Annotated in this window: 19 protein-coding genes; 13 read left to right on the top strand and 6 right to left on the bottom strand. The window is 52.9% G+C overall.

Features of this window, described 5'->3' with window-relative positions; genetic code table 11:
* Window positions 1–3 precede the first annotated feature (3 nt).
* Complete coding sequence (locus M0646_RS00545; protein WP_149817184.1) at window positions 4–642, top strand: hypothetical protein; 639 nt, start codon at window positions 4–6, stop codon at window positions 640–642.
* Here the strand turns inward: M0646_RS00545 and M0646_RS00540 are convergent.
* Window positions 623–2,941, bottom strand: a complete 2,319-nt coding sequence (locus M0646_RS00540) for an ATP-dependent helicase (RefSeq protein ID WP_286626130.1) — start codon at window positions 2,939–2,941, stop codon at window positions 623–625. The genes M0646_RS00545 and M0646_RS00540 overlap by 20 nt on opposite strands.
* 173 nt (window positions 2,942–3,114) lie before the next feature.
* Between M0646_RS00540 and M0646_RS00535 the strand changes: the two genes are divergently transcribed.
* Complete coding sequence (locus M0646_RS00535; protein ID WP_286626129.1) at window positions 3,115–3,489, top strand: DUF4278 domain-containing protein; 375 nt, start codon at window positions 3,115–3,117, stop codon at window positions 3,487–3,489.
* Window positions 3,490–3,550: 61 nt separating this feature from the next.
* Here the strand turns inward: M0646_RS00535 and M0646_RS00530 are convergent, their stop codons facing one another.
* The 3 genes from M0646_RS00530 to M0646_RS00520 form a co-directional block, all read right to left on the bottom strand.
* The gene (locus M0646_RS00530) at window positions 3,551–4,648 is read right to left on the bottom strand and encodes a glycosyltransferase family 2 protein (protein ID WP_286626128.1); all 1,098 of its coding nucleotides are present in this window, start codon (window positions 4,646–4,648) and stop codon (window positions 3,551–3,553) included.
* Window positions 4,649–5,050: a DUF3110 domain-containing protein gene (locus M0646_RS00525; RefSeq protein WP_149817176.1), complete on the bottom strand. Its 402-nt coding sequence runs from the start codon at window positions 5,048–5,050 to the stop codon at window positions 4,649–4,651.
* A gap of 105 nt (window positions 5,051–5,155) precedes the next feature.
* The gene (locus tag M0646_RS00520; RefSeq protein ID WP_190278133.1) at window positions 5,156–5,815 is read right to left on the bottom strand and encodes a MotA/TolQ/ExbB proton channel family protein; all 660 of its coding nucleotides are present in this window, start codon (window positions 5,813–5,815) and stop codon (window positions 5,156–5,158) included.
* A gap of 158 nt (window positions 5,816–5,973) precedes the next feature.
* On the opposite strand from M0646_RS00520, the gene M0646_RS00515 reads away from it, so the two are divergent.
* The 3 genes from M0646_RS00515 (at window position 5,974) to M0646_RS00505 (ending at window position 7,408) form a co-directional block, all read left to right on the top strand.
* A complete protein-coding gene (locus tag M0646_RS00515) occupies window positions 5,974–6,579 on the top strand; it encodes a sigma-70 family RNA polymerase sigma factor (RefSeq protein ID WP_286626125.1) in 606 nt (201 codons plus the stop codon).
* The gene (locus M0646_RS00510) at window positions 6,576–6,896 is read left to right on the top strand and encodes a hypothetical protein (protein ID WP_286626124.1); all 321 of its coding nucleotides are present in this window, start codon (window positions 6,576–6,578) and stop codon (window positions 6,894–6,896) included. Before M0646_RS00515 ends, M0646_RS00510 begins: the two co-directional genes overlap by 4 nt.
* A 71-nt stretch (window positions 6,897–6,967) precedes the next feature.
* The gene (locus tag M0646_RS00505) at window positions 6,968–7,408 is read left to right on the top strand and encodes a Spy/CpxP family protein refolding chaperone (RefSeq protein WP_286649760.1); all 441 of its coding nucleotides are present in this window, start codon (window positions 6,968–6,970) and stop codon (window positions 7,406–7,408) included.
* A 50-nt stretch (window positions 7,409–7,458) separates the two neighbouring features.
* On the opposite strand, the gene lpxB is transcribed toward M0646_RS00505, so the two are convergent.
* Window positions 7,459–8,646 (bottom strand): lipid-A-disaccharide synthase, encoded by a 1,188-nt coding sequence (lpxB, locus tag M0646_RS00500; protein ID WP_149817168.1) that lies wholly within the window; start codon window positions 8,644–8,646, stop codon window positions 7,459–7,461.
* Window positions 8,647–8,648: 2 nt separating this feature from the next.
* Window positions 8,649–9,788: a glutamate--cysteine ligase gene (gshA, locus tag M0646_RS00495; RefSeq protein ID WP_286627145.1), complete on the bottom strand. Its 1,140-nt coding sequence runs from the start codon at window positions 9,786–9,788 to the stop codon at window positions 8,649–8,651.
* A 110-nt stretch (window positions 9,789–9,898) separates the two neighbouring features.
* Here gshA and M0646_RS00490 point away from each other — a divergent pair, with 110 nt between their 5' ends.
* The 8 genes from M0646_RS00490 (at window position 9,899) to M0646_RS00455 (ending at window position 19,172) form a co-directional block, all read left to right on the top strand.
* A complete protein-coding gene (locus M0646_RS00490) occupies window positions 9,899–10,423 on the top strand; it encodes a hypothetical protein (protein ID WP_286626119.1) in 525 nt (174 codons plus the stop codon).
* Between the two features lie 375 nt (window positions 10,424–10,798).
* Window positions 10,799–13,870 carry a type III-B CRISPR-associated protein Cas10/Cmr2 gene (cas10, locus tag M0646_RS00485; protein WP_286626118.1) on the top strand — a complete coding sequence of 1,024 codons (3,072 nt, stop codon included), beginning with the start codon at window positions 10,799–10,801 and terminating at the stop codon, window positions 13,868–13,870.
* Between the two features lie 62 nt (window positions 13,871–13,932).
* A complete protein-coding gene (locus M0646_RS00480; protein ID WP_286626117.1) occupies window positions 13,933–15,039 on the top strand; it encodes a type III-B CRISPR module-associated Cmr3 family protein in 1,107 nt (368 codons plus the stop codon).
* 72 nt (window positions 15,040–15,111) lie between these two features.
* The gene (gene cmr4, locus M0646_RS00475) at window positions 15,112–15,924 is read left to right on the top strand and encodes a type III-B CRISPR module RAMP protein Cmr4 (protein WP_286626116.1); all 813 of its coding nucleotides are present in this window, start codon (window positions 15,112–15,114) and stop codon (window positions 15,922–15,924) included.
* Window positions 15,914–16,303 carry a hypothetical protein gene (locus tag M0646_RS00470; RefSeq protein ID WP_286626114.1) on the top strand — a complete coding sequence of 130 codons (390 nt, stop codon included), beginning with the start codon at window positions 15,914–15,916 and terminating at the stop codon, window positions 16,301–16,303. Before cmr4 ends, M0646_RS00470 begins: the two co-directional genes overlap by 11 nt.
* A 12-nt stretch (window positions 16,304–16,315) precedes the next feature.
* The gene (locus M0646_RS00465) at window positions 16,316–18,253 is read left to right on the top strand and encodes an RAMP superfamily CRISPR-associated protein (RefSeq protein WP_286626113.1); all 1,938 of its coding nucleotides are present in this window, start codon (window positions 16,316–16,318) and stop codon (window positions 18,251–18,253) included.
* Between the two features lie 18 nt (window positions 18,254–18,271).
* Window positions 18,272–18,868: a J domain-containing protein gene (locus tag M0646_RS00460; protein WP_286626112.1), complete on the top strand. Its 597-nt coding sequence runs from the start codon at window positions 18,272–18,274 to the stop codon at window positions 18,866–18,868.
* The gene (locus M0646_RS00455) at window positions 18,822–19,172 is read left to right on the top strand and encodes a hypothetical protein (protein WP_286626111.1); all 351 of its coding nucleotides are present in this window, start codon (window positions 18,822–18,824) and stop codon (window positions 19,170–19,172) included. Before M0646_RS00460 ends, M0646_RS00455 begins: the two co-directional genes overlap by 47 nt.
* Window positions 19,173–19,284: the final 112 nt, after the last annotated feature.

Here is a 19,284-nt window from a genome sequence, read left to right as displayed (position 1 = left end):
ACCTTGGGCGTTGATCTGCGCAGTTATGTCTATCTCGACTCGATTCAACCGCAACACGCGGCCTACTTGGGAACCGTGGCTCAAGGGTTTTTGCCTTTGCCGGGGGATTGCTCCCTCTGGGTGGAGATTTCACCGGGGATTGATGTCAATCGCCTTTTGGATATTGCCTTGAAGTCTGCGGTGGTGCGGCCGGGAGTTTTGTTTATCGAGCGACTCTACGGACTATTGGAGGTGCATTCGGGCAATCAGGGGGAAGTACGCGCAGCAGGGCAAGCAATTTTAGATGCCATTGGCGCTCGGGTACAGGATTGCTTGCGGCCACGGGTGATTTCGAGTCAGGTGATTCGCAATATTGATGCCCACCACACCCAACTAATTAACCGCTCGCGGCGGGGCAATATGATTTTGGCGGGGCAAACCCTCTATGTGTTTGAAGTAGAACCTGCCGCCTATGCTGCACTGGCCGCCAATGAAGCGGAAAAGGCAGCACTCATTAATATCTTGCAGATTTCAGCCGTGGGCAGTTTTGGCCGACTCTTTTTGGGGGGCGCGGAGCGGGATATTCTGGCAGCAGAACGGGCCGTCTTGGCAGCCATGGAACGCTTGCCGGGGCGTGATAGCCTTAGCGATCGCCGCGAGTAGCTTTGGCATATTTCTTTAGCTTCTGCTCTAGGGCAGCTAAGAAAGGACAAGGGTCACTGTCTTGCAGTTGATAAAACCCTCGCCAGTCAAAGCTCTGCCAGTTAAAGGGGGCTTGGTGGGCGGCGGCGAGCCACAGTAAACGCTTAGCACGGGTCATGGCCACGTAAAGCAGGCGGTATTCCTCAGTAACTTTGGCCTCTTTGGCTTTTTGATAGGCGGTTTGCCAGTCAGGAAGGGGTTGCTGATGGCCGTAGGCCCGCAGTTGCGATCGCACCACATCCGTAAAATCCACCTCTGGACTGAGGAACTTGGCATTGGCCGCCACCCAGCTCTCACCGGGGAGGGTTCTTGCCTCTAAGAAGGGAACAAAAACGGCATCCCAATCCAGACCCTTGGCGCGATGCATCGTCATAATCGTCACTTGCCCTGATCGCACCAAGCGGCTATGGAGGTCTTCCATCTCAACAGCGTCAAAGCGATCCGTCGCCACCAACTCCTGCCAACGGGGATGGATACGCTCCCACAGTTGCGTTGGTTCCTGCTGTGCCAAGTGGCAGATCAGGCGATCGCTGGTGGCCAATTCAGCGGCATCATAGCCCAATTCCTGAGCGCAGTACGTGATCAAAGGAAATAGAGATAGCTCTAGGCGGGCTTTGAGGAGACGTTGACAGTAGTGCCGTGCCTTGAGTACCGGTTCCTCGGCAGGGGGGTCTAAAGGACCAGGGTAGAGAAACACCTCTGGCTGGGCGGCTAAGCGATCCAAATTTTGGACAGAAATGCGTTTGCGCTCCTGAAGAACAGTCAGGGCTGCTTTGACCGCTTCGGGAGAATAGGGACAGTGGAGAAAATAAAGAATGTCCAGCAATTCCTTGGGCACCTGCGATCGCCGTTCAATGCCCGATACATCGAGAATCGGAATCCCCTGAGCGGCAAGGTCGGTATTAATGCTGAAGCTAGCGGGCGATCGCAACAGATCCGCGACAAATTCCCCTTGGCGGTTGGTACGCACCAGTACCGCAATTGAGGCCTCAGGATACTCTACTAAAACCTCAGAAATACGTGCTGCTAGCTCGCGCACGGTCTCGAAAACGGTTGCTGGTCGGGCAATTTCTACCCCTTCTCCCCAGGGGGGTGGGTTCGCCCCCGGTTGCGGATCTGTCGGTGAGACGGGCTGAATTGCTTGGGATCGAAAGGGCAGTTCTTGGCCTTTGAGGGCATGATTGACCCAGTTCACTAAAAAGTTGGCCGATCGAATGACCAATGGGGTGGATCGCCCCGCTTGGGTCATTTTATAGAAGGCCTGCTGCTGGGCACATTGGTCACAGAATTCATTAAAAAAGAGAGGGTCTGCCGCCGTAAATGTGGAGTTAATGGCTTGATTGGGATCCCCCACCCGCACAAAATTCACTTGCCCTGTGGTGTTGTCCTCGGCGAGAAGTCGCAGTAACCGCGATTGCAAGGGGGTCGAGTCCTGCGCCTCATCTTCAAAGACGGCATACACCCGCTGTTGCCATTCTTGGCGGCACTGGCGATCGCCCTCTAGGAGTTGTACCGCTGCCAAAATCATCTCATCATAGTCAATTTGCTCTCGCTGCGCTAAATGGTGCTGGTATAGTTCCAAAAGGTCGGCACCAATTTCTAAAAAGGGGTAGGGTTCTGCCGCGGCTGCACTTTGGGAGCGCAACTGCTGGGACAACTGCCGCAGATCATGGGGCGTCAACGCCATACTGCGGGCACTGCTAATAACGGTTTGTGCCAACTTCACCAAGATGTCAGTCAAAAGCGCACTTCTGCGACCATCGTGTTCAACGTCACTCAGGGGACTGGTATCGCAGCCTTGGATCAGTTGCTCGAGAATGTCGGGGTGCGATCGCGCCCATTCCTTAACACAGGTAACACACAGGCGTCGCTGCTCATGCTCACTCATTAAATTCTCGCCACTCCAACGCAGACCCGCTGTGGGGTGACTGGTGGCAATTTTCAAGGCCAAACTGTGGAGCGTCTGCACACTAAAACCATTGCGGGGCAAGCCCATTTCCCGCAGGTACTGGCGAATCCGCACCTTGATATTGGCCGCTGCCGAACGACTATAGGTGACTACGACCAGTTGCCGCTGCTGATGGAGTTTTTCGCGAGCGATGGCGATCGCGGCTCCTACGGCCATGCCATGGGATTTGCCTGCTCCGGGCACTGCCGATACCGCCAAGAGACCCCCTTGCCATTCACTAATTTCCCGTTGACCCGGACGCAACGTCCTTAGAAGGTGACTGGCATTGGCGGGGAGTGACAACACGTTCATAGGAGGACTGTGGGAGGGCTAAAGATTTGTTAAAAAAACCGGCTTCTACCCAATGAAGATCGAAAAATCGTATAATAGAATACAGAAAGTTAAAAGCAAGTTGTTTCCTAACGCAGACCACCTAAAGCTTGATAACGAGTCAATAGTATTCACCTAGAAGCCTTGATTTAATTATGCAAGTAATCTATCGCGGCGTTAAATACGAAACTTCTGAGCAGCACATTCCCCTTGTTGAATCGGGCGCCAAGGGTCTCTACCGGGGGGCGCAATGGGTAGGGCACAAAGCGGCTGAACCGGTTCCTCAACCCAATCATGTCCTCTGCTGGCGGGGGGTGACCTACCAAACGAACGGTACACCAGTTACCACAAGCGCTCCGACGACGAGTACTGCCCCTTCAGTACTTCCCCAGCGTAAGCGTGACTCCTTGGCCGAAGCCCATCGCCATGCAATTCTGAAAACTCTTGAGCGGCGGCTGCAAGTGGCTCGGAGTCAGGGCAATGAAGATCTCATCAGTCTGCTGGAAGAAGAGTGGCAGCAATTTGCCTAAGGTTGGATCACCGAAACCCAAACTGCGGTGCCGTTGCTAACAGCGGCACTTTTTTTATTTTCTATTGGTGATTGCCCCTTTCTTGGCGAAAAGCTGTTGCTTGGGCAAAGGCCGCCGCCGCCCGCTCGCGATCGCCCAAGGTTTCATAGGCACGCCCTAGTTGTTCGGCTGCAATCTCCCGCACATAGCCCAAGGGAAAAATCATCTGCTTGCTGTAGCCATTGGTGCGCCCCAGTTCAAGGCAATACTCAAAGTAGGCCGTTGCTCCCAAGGGGAATCCTAAAGCCATCAGCCAGCGCCCGGCCAAATCATTGAGGGGAGGATAGGTGGGAAACCACACCAGACTTTGCTGACAGAGGAGTTGCAATGTTTCGTGATCCCCCATAGCCAGCAGACGCCGCCCCAGTTGATTCAGAATTTCGGGCAGGGCGCCAGGGGCATTCTCAGGCAGTTGGCTGATGAGGAGATGGGGCAAAAGCCGCTCAAAAAGTTCTTGGTAGCAGTCATCCGCAGCCGTGGGGTTATTCACAGCGTGGTACATCTCCGCCAAGGCAAAGAGGAGATTCAAAGGCAGACCTTCACTAGCGCGGATGCGTTCCAAAATCGGGATGTTGCGATCGCGCATCTTGGCTTGAATTTGTGCGGGTTGATAGCCATAGTGGTCAATGCGCAGCGTTTCCAGAGTACCAATGGTCAGCGGTTCTGCGGCTGTCGAAACCAACTGCTCATGGAAGCGTCCCTGATAGCGCAGCGTCGGCAGGTTGCGAAAGAGTCGCACAATGGCAAAGTCAGAAAATTGCTGCCCCGTGCCGATTTCCCGCCGTAGGAGTTGGTAGGCAGTGAGGGTGCTGCCCTCCAGTTGTTGTCCGAGGGGCACAGGTGGCTCCTGTAAGCTCACGAGCACCTCATCGGCATCTATCACCAAAATCCAATCGCCCGTGGCCTGCTCTAGGGAGTAATTGCGGGCAGCGGCAAAATCATCCTGCCAAGGGAAGGTAAAGATGCGCTCTGTAAACTGGCGGGCGATCGCGATCGTCTCATCCGTTGACCCGGTATCTACCACAACGATCTCATCTACCCAAGGCTGAACACTGCCCAGACAGCGTGCCAAATGGGCTGCCTCATTTTTGACAATTAGACAGGCACAGACCCGCACCATCTACAGCAGCTTTTCAAATTGTTGGCGCAACTGATTCAGTTCACTTTCGGAGAACTCACTCTCAGCAGCGGGGGGCACGCGATTTTCTAGTTCCCAGTCGGTTTCTTCGACATTGCGTTCGGGAGGCGCCAAGAAGAGACGCTCAGCATCGTTTGTCGGCACAAATCCTTCGGGCACCAAGTGACAGGTGTAGCCTGAGGATTCGCAGAATTCTTCGATTTCCTTGGCATCAATGGGGACAACGCTGGGGGGATGAAAATCCTGTGCCTCTAAAAGCATGGCGTAGCGACTGGCATCGTCTTCGCTTTCAAACATCAGAATCAGGTTGCGATCGCCCAGTTGCAGAGAATGAATGCCCTCATTTTCAGTCCCCGGGTTGTAGAGCAACACGTAAACGCGCATGATGCCTCGCTAATGAAATCTCAACAGCGATTATAACGATTTTGGTTCCCCCTACCCGTAGGATTTTCTCCTTCAAAACTGTCAAAGGGGCAAAAATAGCTTGAGTTAGAACAATGTTTTTTCAGGTTCCCCTTTGATCCGCTGCTCTAGCCATGCTTGACGATAGGTGAGTTCTAATTCATTGCCAGTGCGGCGAAAAATTTGTGCCTGCTGCAAGAGAAACGCTTGAAAGAGCCGCTGAAAGGCAAGGGCAATGATCGCCACCACCAGACCAGAGGCAGTACTAATCAAGGCCTCACTAATCCCGAGACCCACGCCCATGGTGGCCGGTGTGCCAATATCCCCCAAGCGAATAGAACTGAGGGCACTAATCAGACCTAACACCGTTCCCAACAAACCCAGTAGAGGTGCCATCGTAATCGTTGCCTCTAAGACCTTTTCTCCCCGCCGCATGGCACTCAGCTCCTCATCAGCCGCAGCTTCTAGGGCTAGGCGAAAGATTTCTGGGTTGGTGTCAATCAATTGTAAAGGGGTATAAAGGAAGCGACCAATCGGTTGGTCACAGGCATTGGCTGCTAATTCAATGGCTTCTTGCCAATCGTGGCGAGCGGCATCCAGAATCTGCTCGGCCAGTTTCGTCTCTCCTTGGAGAACAATGCTCCAAAACCAAAGCCGCTCAAAAATGGTGCCTAAGGTCAAGATCGAGAGAATCAGTAGTGGCCACATGGCCAAGCCACCACGGTTAAAAATTTCAGCGATATTCACGATCGGTTCCCTGTCAGAGCATCCGACGTTTAGTATAGTCCAGCCAGTAGCCGCAATTGTTTACCAAATTCTAGCGAACCGTGGTGCCAAGGGTCTTGAACCGCTCTTTTCGATGCCCCGTCTAAATAGATGATTACGTTAATGGAGTGATACCTCGCATGAGTGTATCTTTACCCCTATCAGCGGCAACGGCATCAACGGCTATCGTGACCCGACCCCAAGTGATCGATCCCGATCGGCGGATTATTGAGCAGTGCCTTTCCGGACATCCAAATGGGTTTCGGGAACTCTATCAACGGCATCAGCAACGGGTGCGATCGCTCCTGTTTCAGTTGTGCGGTGCGGTTGCCCTTGACGATTTGGTGCAGGAGGTGTTCTTGCGGGCATGGAAGGGGCTAAAGGGTCTCAAGCATGAGGCAAAGTTTTCGACATGGCTCTACCGGATTGCTTGGAATGTGGCTTGCGACTATCGCCGTCAACTGGCAACGCGCAAATCGCGACATCAGCAATACCTGTCTCAAAGTGAGCCACTCACCCCTGGACTGGATCTACGGCAATTGCATTACGAAGATTTAGTTCAGCGCGGTTTAGCCACACTGCCCTTGGAGTACCGCAGTGTTTTGGTCATGCATGATCTCCAAGGCTTGCCCCAAAAGGAAATTGCTGAAATTCTGCGGATTCCGGTGGGTACAGTGAAATCCCGCCTCTTTCGTGCCCGAGGCACATTGCGGACTTACTTTACCGAAGCTGGAGTCAGCCTATGAAACGAGAACCCCCACCTGTGGAGGATACACCCTTGGTTAAGTTTTTACAAACCTATGCGGGGACGCCCCCGCCCCCCCACCCCCATTTGGAGCAGCGCATTGTCCAAGCGGCTCTGCATCAACACCAACTGAGTAAGCGACGCTGGCAAGTCGTGTCTCTTTTGGGGGCTGGCGCGATCGCCACCGCCACCAGTGTGTGGTTCCTCAAACCTTCAACTCAAGTGGCAAAGCAGACGTCCCCGGATGCAGTGGCTATCTTCATCACCACCAATTGGCAAGCAATGTTTCAGGACGCAGAACCCACCATCTTCGACTAAATTCTGTCCACCCTACTTTTACTCTTTGTTGAGTTTTGACAAGTTGAGTTTTGACAAAGGAGAACACAGCTATGTTGAAAAAATCTTTAGCCACGCTTCTTATATGTGGTAGCCTCAGCCCCCTACTGGCGATCGCTCCTCCGAGTGTCGCTGACCCCGGTTATGGCGGACCTCGCTGGGGAGCCAATCTGGACAACCTAAACCTCACACCTGAACAGCGGCAACGTTTGAAAGCCGTGCGGCAACAATACCAAGGCCAAATGGAACAAACCCGCAACCAACTGCGTACCGCCCGGGAAGAACTGCGGCAGATGATGAGTGGCAATGCCTCGGAGGATCAAATCCGCAGCAAGCACCAACAGGTGCGCCAACTGGAAAACCAACTCGCCTCTCTCCGCTTTGAAAGCATGCTGGCCATGCGGGGCATTCTCACACCGCAACAACGGCAAGCCTTGGCCGCCCAAATGCAGCAGCGGCGGCCGGGCAATCGCCCCATGAAACCCCAGCAGTAACCCATTAAACTTGGCAACGCTCTAAAGCTCTAAAGGAGTTCATGACTTCCCTAAGTGTGGGACAGCGGATCCTGCACTTTTTTGTTGCTCAGCAGATCTAAAATCTCTGTGGCGGCGCGATCGACCACGCCGGGAGTCCCCATCGCAGCTCGCATTTTGGCATAGCCTGCCTGCATGGCTAGGCGTTTTTCAGGATGATCCAATAGCGCAAGGGCAGCAGCGGTAATGTTGGCAACAGTGGCTCGTTCCTGCAGGAGTTCGGGGACGATGTCTCTATTCACGAGTAAATTGGGGGGAGAGACAAATTTGAGGTCAAACTTCAGGAAACGCCGATAAAGCCACAAACTCAGGGGATGAACGCGGTAGATCACGACTTGAGGCACATTCAACAGCGCGGTTTCTAAATTCACCGTGCCGGATTTGGCGATCGCCAGATCTGCGGCCGCTAGGACTTGCAGGGAGTCTTCCGCCAATGTGACGCGAATGGGATATTCCTTGAGAACTGCTTCAATGGCTGGGCGATACTGCCGCAGCGAAAGGGGTAACCAAAAGCGGGCTTCAGGATAGGCTTTCGCGATATTCGTGGCAGCCCCTAAAATTAGAGGCAAGAGGGATTTGATTTCCTGTTTGCGGGACAAGGGCAACAGGGCGATCGCCAGCTCATCGGCAGCAATGCCTAAACTTTGGCGTGCCACTTCACGACTGGGAGCGGCAGCAATGCGATCCAACAGGGGATGTCCCACCCAAACGACATTGGCACCATGACGGCGGTAATAGGTGGCTTCTTCTGGAAAAATGGCAAGCAGGCGATCGCTGAGGGCAACAATTTGCCGAGTGGCCTTCAAACTATGGGACCAGACCCACTCTTGGGGAGCGATGTAGTAAACCATGGGAATAGAAAAATGTTTGCGGATAAACCGCCCCATGGCGACATTGCCACCAATGTAGTCAATTAAAACCACTAAATCAGGGGGATGCTGCCGTAAATAGCGGCGAGCCTTGAGTTGGAGCGCGATCGTTGGCTTGATCAATGGCAGGGCTTCTAGTAGCCCCACGGAGCCAATTCCTCCGGTGTTAAAGAGTAGCTTTGCCCCCGCAGCAGCCATGCGATCGCCCCCAAGGGCAGAAATTTCTAGGGGAATCCCCCGCTCTGCTGCGAGGCGATAGAGTGCCTTGACCAACAGGGCGCCCTGCAAATCCCCAGAGACTTCGCCGGTGCTAATGAACAAATGCGCCATGCCTAGCCCCGCACTGCCGCCACTGGTTGACAGAGTTGATCGGCAAATTCCTGTTCGCTAGCGGCCATTTCCTGTACGGCGGTGGCCATAATCTCAGGGATCGATTGCCCCGCTGCATATTGAGCCAGCCATTGCTGAGCGGTGTTCCCCTGGCGCAGGATTTTCTTGATCGGTGCCAGAAAGCAGCTAAAGCCCTGTGCTTTGGCGATCGGCCAAACCTCTTCGTAGAGTTCGGCTATCCAAGCGGCTGCCGTTAGTTGCCGGCGATCGCGCCAATGGGTCAGCACGGCCTCTAGGCTGTTTTTTGCAGCAATCTGCTCGTTTTCATCGGCTAGTTGTGCCAGCATCTCGCCATCGCCCCAGCGGAGCGGGTCAAGGTCAGGGGTGTCGAGCAATTGTAGGAGTCGCGCTTCCAAGAGAGCCGTAATCGCCAGTAGGGCAATGGCATCCGTAACTAGATCACAAATTCGCAGTTCAAGGCGGTTGAGATCATAGGGTCGGCGATCGCCATTGGGGCGCACAGCACTCCAGAGATGCCGCACATTTTGCATCGTGCCCAGTTGAAGTTGTGCCTCTGTCCACTCAATGAAGTGGGCATGGCTGGTAAATAGGGGCACTTGGGGTGGGGTCTTCGGAAAGATTGCCCAACGGGTGGAGTGATAGCCCGTTACCTTGCCATCGAGAAACGGCGACGCAGCACTGAGAGCCAGAAACAGGGACGCCTCTAGCCGCACTAGCCGACAGGCACGGATCAACTCTTCTGGATCCCGCAGGCCAATGTTGATGTGGACACTAGCGGTGACAACCCTTGTGCCATAGGTTTGCTCAATGTAGGTGTGATAGGGGTTCTGGGGGTCAGAGCGATAAAAGCGTTGACTGTCCCCTAGACTCAGGGTGCTACCGGGGACAAGGGTTAAATCCCCTAGGGATTGCAAATAAGCGCGCAGCCGAAAGCGGGGGCGCAGCAGGTCACAGAAGGCTTGATCATAGAGATACACAGGGGGCGTTGTGAATTCAACATTGCGACTATCGGGTTCGCGCACAAACCCCGGCAAGTCCCTCACAATGCGATCCGACAGTCCCACAATCTCGCCCGTGGGCTTACCCGTGTAGAGTTCAACCTCAAAGCCCTTTGACAACATGGCATCCCTTTGGCTAACTTGGGTCAGCAAGCCCCCTCGCAGAGAGTGGGAGTTTTTAGCTACTTAGCCACAATACCATGCGCGCGTCCCTGCTGCACATATGAACATTCGTGAAACCCTTCCTGTGGCGATCAAAACTCGATCAGTTAACCTGTATTATCAATTACACAAATCACCCCTATAGTGAGAATCTCAAGATGTTTGGTCAGCGGCGAGTCGAAGCAGATGTCCGTGTCAGTCGCATTTTGGATCGCCTGGGAATCCGCTATCAAGTGGATGAGGATGGTGATTACCGCGTTGTCTTTGAGCTATCTAACGGTCGAACGCAACAGGCCTTTATTGACTCCAAAACCCAGCAGCTAGGAAGCTATGAAATTCGGGATGTCTGGTCTGTGGGCTACAGTTGCGAGGGCTTTCTTGACCAAGAGATAGCCAATTATCTGTTAATTGAAAATGCCAATAAGAAAATTGGCGCTTGGGAGTTGCGTCCCCTTGCTGACAATAGGTATATCGCTGTATTTTGTACGAAGGTTGCTGCTGACTGTGACCCCGAAGCCCTTTACACCAGTATCCGCGTGGTTCTTGAGGTGGCAGACGAACTTGAAAAAGTTCTTGAGGCGGGCGATCGCTTCTAGGTTAGTTTGCAGTGAGTCCCCTTAAAATCAGGGCTTGAGGCCAGTGGGGAGCTTCTGAATGCCCCGCCCCTAGGTAGGGATTCTCATTTGCATCTGAAATACTAGAAAATGCTCAAACCCGCTTCCTGAGAAACGCTAAGGGATTCAACGAAAGCATCAGGGTTGGAGGCAACTTGGCAGATCTCTCGGAAGCAAGACCCAAATGTTTCAATTCTTATAGCTAGTACAAAAAACTGTTAAATATTACAAAAGAATTTTTATTTTGCTTCCACTGCATATCCCAACTCACGACACTGGATAAAACATTAGCTGCGATCGCCCAAGGCGCATTGCTAGGTGTTCGCAGTGGAGTCAATTGTTCTAGGAAGCCCATCTATGTACTACGAACGCAAACTCTTTGCCCTCCTCCACGACCCCTACCTCAAGGCGTTGTACCGCAACAAAGCTCTCAAAGGCCCATGGCAACAGGTGTCTTGCCTGAATCAACATGCCCAGGATTTGCAAAATTGGTGGAATCATCACGGCGGTGTTACGGCAGACCATATTGCTTCGGCCAGCGATCGCCTGAGCTTTCAGCGCGGCATGAGCACCCCCCCAACAACCACTGCAAATATCACCCAAGTGGAAATTCGCCACCCGATTACTGGTGCCAAAAGTAATTTGAACTTTGCCTTTGCAGGGAGTCTCAGCGATGAGAATTTAGCTGAAATTGAGGCGCAGTCCATCTGGAGCGAGATTCGCCAAGAAACCGATGCTGAAAAGGTCTTCTGGTGGTTTTGGCGATTTTATGGCGAAGCCATTGCTGGCGATCGCGGCATCAAAGGCCAAGCAGTCTATGCCAAAGATATCTTGCTGTTACCCTCAGACACACGCATTCCCGACTGCCCCCTCGAAGCCCACACCTCGATTACCGCTGCCCTTGCCGGCACCCTCTTTCCCCGAAACGCCAGCAATGGGGATAAACCGCAGCACCCATGGCTGTTGATGTTTTCCTTTTCACCGGTGCAGGAATTCATTAAATCTTCACGCAAGCTGCTGGACTTTTGGTCAGGCTCCTATCTACTCCATTACCTAAGTGCCAAGGCCTGCTGGTTCCTTGCCGAACGCTATGGCCCTGATGTTGTGATTACCCCCAATCTCTACAACCAAACGATCATTGATGCGTTTCTGCTGCAAAAATACCCAGACTTTGAACCCTACTTTGAGGAATTTGGTATCCCCAAACCAGTTGAGGCACAAGGGCAGCCGTCCTCCAGCTTGGTGACAGCGGGTTTTCCCAACGTGATTACGGCACTCATTCCTGAACAAGACAAAGACACGATTGGCAAAGAGCTTCAAGACCATTTGCGGGAAACATGGCTCAACCTTGGCAAAAATGTGCGCGAAGCCATCAAAACCAAGGTACGGAGTGGCTATGAAGATTGTCACTGGATTGCTCACATTGAAGCGTGGATTGATACACAGTTTCCTGCGGCAGAGCAAGAGGAGCTAAAGAAAGAGTTTCTCAGTTGGCAGCAGGGAGGACGCTGGGAGTGGAATGCCCTTTGGCAAGCCCAACTGGAAAACTTTTGGGAAAGCTACTGGATCGCTTTGCCCCTTGGGGAGCCAACCCAACCTCTAACCTACCAGCGTGGAGCATCCACCTACTCAACCTACTCAATTTGGAAAACCGCCCAAAACATGTTAGCAAAAGCCGAGGCTCCCCTGCCCACTCAGGTTGAGGAAAACGTGTATGCCACGATTAACGTGGGTACATGGTGGCCATTGCTGCAACAGCGCCTTGGTGCGGCTCTCTCCGCTGTCAAAAACACTCGCAACTGGCAGTTTCCCGCTTCACCGGGTGAGCGCTCCTCGATTTCTGGGGCCTACAGTGCCCTGCACCCGAATTTGCTGTACCGCGATCCCTTTCGCGAGGGGCATGGCCTGCCGGCGAGTTCCCTGCGCCTGTTTTGGTATGTGATGAGCCAAGCCTTTCCGGGGCTATTTAATGGCAGTGAGCGCTTGAATGCGATTGAGGTCACCAAGCGAATGGCGTGGAAGCATGGCGGTGTCGCTGAGTCCTTGGGGGTTGCGTGCCCTGAGGAGGACTATGAAAACTTGGTGCGCTTTCCCAATGCCAGCAGTATCGCTGCCGCTCGCATTATGGTGAGGTATCCCAATCAGGTCAAGCGGTATTGGCGAGAATTGAACCATGAATTTACTGCCGATCTGGATTTACAGCCCTATCGCGATCGCTTTGGCAGCACCACTGGCCGCCCAACCCAGATTCCCCAAGTAGATGCCAAGCTAGGGGATTACAACGGTGTCATGTTCTCGGCCAAGTGGTTGGCAGAAGCCTTAGGTCTTGACAGTAAACAGGAGTTGGCCGAACTTCGGAGGGCGGTGAATCAGACACAAAAACGAGTGGGTTGGGGCGATCGCTCCCCTGCTGACTGGTGGTGTATTCTCTTGGCCGATGGCGACAGCATGGGCAACTACGTCCGCGGTCGCAACCTGAAGAAGTATCGTGAGTATGTTGCTACGAACATTATTCAAGACATTCAGCAAAGAAAGAGCTACATCAAAAACCCTGATGAGTGGCAAACACTGCTCAACCAGACCCCCAAACGCATGGGACCTGCCACCCATGTGGGACTCAACCGTGCCCTGCTAGATTTCTCGAATCGTCTGGTGCCCTACTTGGTGGAGCAACGTCACTGTGGCCGTGTGGTCTATAGCGGTGGCGATGATGTCATGGCCGTCTTGCCCCTAGAGGATGCCCTCTCGGTGATTCATCTCCTACGCCAAGCATGGTGCGGCGGTACGGATCCAGCCGGGGAGTTTGAACCCCACGGGGACTACTGGCAAACCGTTCAGGACAGTACAGCGGCTGAGGTCTTGGGCATGCGTCGCCTGTTTACGATGGGCAAAGGGGCAACAATGAGTATGGGTGTGGTCATTGCCTACAAGAGTGTTCCTCTGCCCACGGTTCTAGAAAACCTCTGGCAAGCCGAAAAGGAACGGGCGAAAAAACTCCCCGGCAAAGATGGCCTCTGTTTCCGGGTGCTCTACGGCTCCGGCAATGTCCTCGAAGCAGTGTTGAAAGGTGAACTGCTAGCGGCCTGGGGCAGATTACTTGAGCAAGCAAATGACGATGTGAGTCCGCTGCTGTACCGACTCGTGACAGAGTTGCCCCAACACTGTTGGTTGACCAAAGAGCGGGTCATTGAGAAGGCGATCGCCAGCATTGCCAATCGCCGTGAAAAAGACATCCCTTCAGAACTGATTGAGCAGCTTTGTCAGTGTTGCAATCAATGGGAAGACTGGGCGCTCCAGCATGAAGGTCAGCTAGGAACGGATCTGCAAGACCTGCTCAACCTGTTGCGGCTCATGGCCTTCTTCATTGATAAACGGTTTGTACCCCCAGGGAGTAATCAGGATGGCATCGATGAAAGCAGAGGGTTCTAAAACTCATTTGGGCAAAACTATTCTGCTTCAAGGATAACGAAAGACACATGAGGTTGATTATCATGACTGAATTAAGTTGGTATCGTCTAGATCCCCTAGATGTTCTCCTTTTTCGTGACTCCCGACCCTTTCAACCGGGAGAAGGCTCTTGGGCAAAAAGTCTCTTTCCGCCCTTGCCGATTACGGTCTTTCAAGCCTTACGCTCCCTGTGTGATCCCTACACACAAAATCTGGAGTTTCTTGGGCCTTTCCTCATTGATGCCAAAAACCAAGTCTGGGTAGACACGCCCAAGGATTTGGTATGCATTGGCAACAAAAGCAACGAGGAAGCCGACATCAATGATCGTGCCGACCTCAGTAAAGTCAAGGGCTTTGCCCGCACTCAACCCGCTGCCACCGACGACCCTGCTTGGAAAGATGTCCGCCATCCGTTGCCGGGAAAGTTACGCCCTATTGTGGAACCGACCCTCAGGGAGAATGAGCAAACCCAAGGCCGACCGGCTCCCCTGATGCGCTTGGATGCTCTTGTCCTCTATCTCCAAGGAAAGCTGGATCAGCTCAACGCCAAAGAGCACTTCCATGATTTGCCGTGGTCAACCCAAGTCCTCCCCCACATCAAAATGCAAACGACGAGTCGCACAGTGGAAGAGGAGGCTGGCTACTTTACCGAGGTGGCCAACCGATTGCATCCGGGCTGGGGCTTTGTGGCCGGCATCAGTGTTGCCAATCGAGAGGGAGTCGTGCGCATTGGGGGGGAGGGGCATCAGGCACAGGTGCATGCCCTAAAGAAACATCTCTTTGCAGACCTAGAGCGGTTTCAAGGCACCGGTCAGGAAACCCTAGCCTATGTACTGACTCCCGGCTTGGCGCCCGTGGTGGCTGACGTACCTGTTTATGGACTGTATCCCCATGATTGGCAAGAGCATCTGATTGGTGTGGTGGGCGATCGCCCCCTCCTAGCCGGTGGCCTCAGTACCTTCACCCGTCGCAACGGGCAGCTCCAATTGGGCTATTCCGCACAGCGTGCCTATGTCAGGCCGGGAACTATCTATCGCTTTGCTCAGCCTCCCTCTCCCCAGCCCCAACAACTCCTCGGCGGTGTAGCCCCCAAAGCTCGCACCACGTTTGAAAAACTTCACTACGGCCAATTGCTCTGGGGCACTGCATAACCACCCGAATACGAATGGATAAATAGGTGAGCACCGATACACGTTGACCTCAAAGAGACTGGATGATCAACAATGTTTAACCTTGCCTACCTCTACCTTCTCTCCCCCCTGCACACGGGTGGCACCACCCAAGAGGGCAACCTTCTCGGCATTGCGCGGGAGTCCCACACAGAGTTGCCCTACATTCCCTCCAGCACGATTCGGGGTCGCTTGCGTGCCAGTACCCCCCCCAAAGACCGCAACCGCCTTTGGGGCAACACCATTGAAGATGTCATGGGCGGCGAAAACACCAACCTTACCCAAGGGCAAGTGTGGGTCGGCGATGGTTCACTCCTGTGGGTACCAGTTCCCTCCCTCAGCCATGGCGTGATCTGGATTAGCTGCCCCATGCTGCTGCATCGTTGGCAACGCCTCACTGGTCAGTCCTCAGGAACAGTCGCTGCCTACAGCACCAGTTTAGACACCAGCAAACCTGTTTATCTCAAGGACGCGATTCTCAAAGGCGATCAGCTCAAGCCTTGGGAGGAATGGCAAAAGTGGATTCCGATCCGCGAGCAAACCCAAATTCTTCAAAAGGTCTTGGTTCTACCCGATCAGCACTGCAAAACCCTCATTGAAACCAGCCTGTGGCGACAGGTGAAGGTGAAACTCGATCAACATAAAACCGTTGAAGGCGGTTTTCGCTACGAGGAAGCCATTCCCCCCGATACATTGATGTACTTCCCGTGGGGGACGGTTGCCCAGCTCAATGGCGCCGCAGAAAAAGTGAAAAGCGATCTGCGGGATGTTTTCGATAGCCACCCAATTCTCCAAATTGGTGGTCAAGAAAGCCTTGGTCGCGGCTTTGTCCAACTTGTCCCTTGGGAGGTTAATTATGGCCTTTGATCCACGCACAATGGCACAGCCAGTCTATGAAGCCTTGAGTCAACTGCGGAATGATACAAAAGACGACACTCGGCTGCGGGAGCAAAAAAGCCAAGCCGTTGAACTCTACACCTACTTGGCCACTTGGGGACTGATGCGCCTAAAAGCGGAAGAAGCTGCTCTCAGTCAAGAGGGGAAGAAGGAGGTTGTCAAAGCTTTTTTCCGTGTCCTTGAGGAAACGGCGGATGTTCAAAATTTGGCCAATGGCAAAGGTTTAGAAACCCTGAAGAACCTTGATACAGAGTCCTACCTTGGCTTAACCGGCTTAGGGTTACAAATTGCCCGTGAATTTAGCTTCTGGACAACTGCCCTGTACGTTGGCATTGGAAATGCAGACTAGGAGGAGTACAACATGACAAATAACCCTGCATTACAGCGACCTCAAACGCATAAAGCAACACAGCGCCCCAACTCAGGAAACGCTGGCCATGGCAGTAGTGGTAAAGGTGGCAGAGGCAATAGTGGTGGTTCCCAAAAGGGCGGGAACACTCCACCCCGTCCTTCCCCATGGCTCGAACATCCCCTTGATCCAAATCCCAAGCCCGATCAAACTGCAGGGTTTGTCGAGTATCTGCGCTGGATGCGATCGCCCGCTAGCCCCGCCAAAGATGGTACGAAAGTGGAACTAGTGACAATGGCAGAGCAGCGTGGTAACTACAGCCAACGTTTGCAGGTCTTAACAGAGCGCACCCGCCAAATTGCCGGCAAAGACAATTGTTTTGAAGTCACCTGCCCATGGCGCATCCGTGTTGGTGGCCACCGTGGTCCTGAAAGTATCCTTCTGCCTGCCTTTGATAACCTAGGCATTCCCTATATTCCCTCCAGTACCTTACGAGGTGTTGCTCGTGCCCAAGCCATTCGGGAGGTGATGGCAAACGAAGGTGTACCTTGGGCTGAAGCAGACAAACTCGTCGGCCAGCGTTACTTTGGTTATCTCGACAGCAGGGACTCTAGCGAAAAAGCTGGCAAAATTATTTTCCTCGATGCCTACCCCTTGCCTGAAAAAGAGAACGGGGGACTAGCAGTGGACATGGCCAATAATCTCTGGTCATGGGATAATGGCAACCTCAAGTATGCTGCCAACCCAAACGTGTTCTTTTCCCTGCGAAGAGTTTCATTTCTTATTGGTATTAAACCTACCAATCATTGCTCTCCTCAAATGCTTAAACAGGTCAAGGAGTGGTTGATTCGCGGCCTGACCCAAGGAATTGGTTCGCAAGTGAATGCAGGCTACGGCATTTTAGTCGAATCCCTAAAACAGGTGGGGCGTGGTTTCTTTAGCGTTGATTTTACCGTTCAAGGCCAACTCATCCACGGTTGCCAAAAGTGTACGTCTACGTCATGGCAATGGAACGCTAGAAATCAAGCGTGGCAAATGCGCGGTCAACCAGAGGCCGAGGTGCGAGCCACAGCCTTTAAGTCCCTGCTGCGATACTGGTTTCGTGCCTTTGCGCGGGGGGTGTTGCCCACAGCAGAAGTCCAACGCCTTGAAGGAGTGATTTTTGGCGCAATTCAGCCGCAACCCAAACATGGCTACCTGCGGGTACGGGTGATTAATGGGAGGGTGACCCAACCTGAGGCACGCCCTAATCAGCAAGGTAAAAACGATCCCTGTGGAGAAGAACAGGGGACACTGGTATTAGACTTTTCTTCTGAAGTTCCTGATGACCACCAAAAATCTTCTGAAGTTCCTGATGACCACCAAAAAACCCTAGCAGAGCTGGCAAGCAACTTGACGTGGCTCATGTTTCACTTGGGTGGCATTGGTCAAGGGGCACGTCGCCCTTGCTACTCTCGTAAAACCCGTAACCAAGCACCCTGGTGGCGTGGTTCTAATCTGATTCCTGAAAACGATGGTCCCTTTTGGAAACTCCCCGGCAGTGCCAAGGAATTCAAAGAAATTTTTCAACAGCGACTTCGAAACTTTTACACAGCTTTAGGGCAGCTTGGTAATTGCTCAATCAACCCGACTCAACTATTATCCGTTGGCACCGTCACCCCTGGGCAGTGGGCAGAAGCAATTGATGCAAACTGCTGTATCGTCCTTTGCAGTGGTAATTCCAGCGGAGGAAAGCCCTACGGCCTTGCCCTTCTTCATGACCCTAGCCTTAAGGTGAATGGTAACTACGACAAAAACCTCTGTGGTTCCACTGGCAAACCCTCGCCAGTTTGGGTGGCTGACTTAGGGAACTATCAAGTCATCACGATTTTTGGGGTCACCCAAAATCCACGACTCAAGTTTCTGAACCACTTGAAGACGTCTAGAGGATATTTGCAACTATTTCCTTGAATAAATACCTAAGAAACCATGACCGACTACTACGACATTCTTGGCTTGCAGCCGGGTGCTTCCAAAGAGCAGATCAAAGCAGCCTATCGCCGCCTCTGCCAAGAGTGCCATCCTGATAAACTGCCTCCTGAGACCCCCAAAAAGGCGCGGCAAATCGTCGAGGAGCACTTCAAGCAAATCAACGAAGCCTATGCCTACCTCATGGAGCAGGGCGATCGCCCGCCCCCACCTACCCAACCAGCAACAGATGTTAGAACTGCCCGCTCCATTTTCGATCCCGCTCGTATGGAAGCCGTAGCTCGGAAACTGGAGACAGAGCGGCAGACCATTCAACGGCAGTATCAGCAATCAATCAATGCTATTGACCAACAACAGCGGCAAAAGCTAGCTTGCCACGGCCTCAGGATTGACGATTTGGATACAGTCGATCCAGCAACAAAATGGGGCAACGTTATTCAGGGGGGGGATTCTCTTGTTGGTTGGCCTATTGGTAGGGAGTGTAGGCGGTCTTTTGGGCTTTCTGGGATACCTGTGGGCTTTCTTCTGCTTTTGGGGAACCTTGGGGGCAATGCTGACAAAAACAGTGAGTCCCCGAAAATACAAAATTCTATGTGAGATTAAAAAGGAAACCGAAGCAGCAAAGGCCGCTGCTGCGCAGAAAAAAGAACGACGATTACAGGAGCAATCTAGTTACATTCGTCGTCACATTGACTATTTCAAAACTCTACCCTTGGAAATGCTTTCAGAATCCTTTGTTCAAAATTTAAGTGATGAAGATCAGTTTTTCCTGCTCTTGGCCATCAAAGAAAAAGAGGATGATAAGCAGTGGGCGCGCACAGTTGCAGCCGGTGTAGAGATTGCTGCAGCAGCGGGTGTGGTTCTACTGCTGTCGCAACTCTTTCTGGGTGAGCCATTCTAATCTGAGCGCAATCAAGAAAAACAGGAAGGGAGGAACGATCGCCCCCCCTATCGCAGGGGTTTTGCTGAAACGCATTCTACCCCTACCCTTAGAGAAATAAAATGTGATAGCA

The sequence above is a fragment of the Thermosynechococcus sp. B3 genome, from assembly GCF_030323045.1.
In the GTDB taxonomy this organism is placed as follows: domain Bacteria; phylum Cyanobacteriota; class Cyanobacteriia; order Thermosynechococcales; family Thermosynechococcaceae; genus Thermosynechococcus.
This window is presented reverse-complemented; position numbering and strand designations above follow the sequence as displayed.

Coding starts and splice junctions, on each gene's coding strand:
- M0646_RS00540 (WP_286626130.1), bottom strand. CDS start 2,941: ATGAACGTGTTGTCACTCCCCGCCAATGCCAGTCACCTTCTAAGGACG.
- M0646_RS00535 (WP_286626129.1), top strand. CDS start 3,115: ATGCAAGTAATCTATCGCGGCGTTAAATACGAAACTTCTGAGCAGCAC.
- M0646_RS00530 (WP_286626128.1), bottom strand. CDS start 4,648: ATGGTGCGGGTCTGTGCCTGTCTAATTGTCAAAAATGAGGCAGCCCAT.
- M0646_RS00525 (WP_149817176.1), bottom strand. CDS start 5,050: ATGCGCGTTTACGTGTTGCTCTACAACCCGGGGACTGAAAATGAGGGC.
- M0646_RS00515 (WP_286626125.1), top strand. CDS start 5,974: ATGAGTGTATCTTTACCCCTATCAGCGGCAACGGCATCAACGGCTATC.
- M0646_RS00510 (WP_286626124.1), top strand. CDS start 6,576: ATGAAACGAGAACCCCCACCTGTGGAGGATACACCCTTGGTTAAGTTT.
- M0646_RS00505 (WP_286649760.1), top strand. CDS start 6,968: ATGTTGAAAAAATCTTTAGCCACGCTTCTTATATGTGGTAGCCTCAGC.
- lpxB (WP_149817168.1), bottom strand. CDS start 8,646: ATGGCGCATTTGTTCATTAGCACCGGCGAAGTCTCTGGGGATTTGCAG.
- gshA (WP_286627145.1), bottom strand. CDS start 9,788: ATGTTGTCAAAGGGCTTTGAGGTTGAACTCTACACGGGTAAGCCCACG.
- cas10 (WP_286626118.1), top strand. CDS start 10,799: ATGTACTACGAACGCAAACTCTTTGCCCTCCTCCACGACCCCTACCTC.
- M0646_RS00480 (WP_286626117.1), top strand. CDS start 13,933: ATGACTGAATTAAGTTGGTATCGTCTAGATCCCCTAGATGTTCTCCTT.
- cmr4 (WP_286626116.1), top strand. CDS start 15,112: ATGTTTAACCTTGCCTACCTCTACCTTCTCTCCCCCCTGCACACGGGT.
- M0646_RS00470 (WP_286626114.1), top strand. CDS start 15,914: ATGGCCTTTGATCCACGCACAATGGCACAGCCAGTCTATGAAGCCTTG.
- M0646_RS00465 (WP_286626113.1), top strand. CDS start 16,316: ATGACAAATAACCCTGCATTACAGCGACCTCAAACGCATAAAGCAACA.
- M0646_RS00460 (WP_286626112.1), top strand. CDS start 18,272: ATGACCGACTACTACGACATTCTTGGCTTGCAGCCGGGTGCTTCCAAA.
- M0646_RS00455 (WP_286626111.1), top strand. CDS start 18,822: ATGCTGACAAAAACAGTGAGTCCCCGAAAATACAAAATTCTATGTGAG.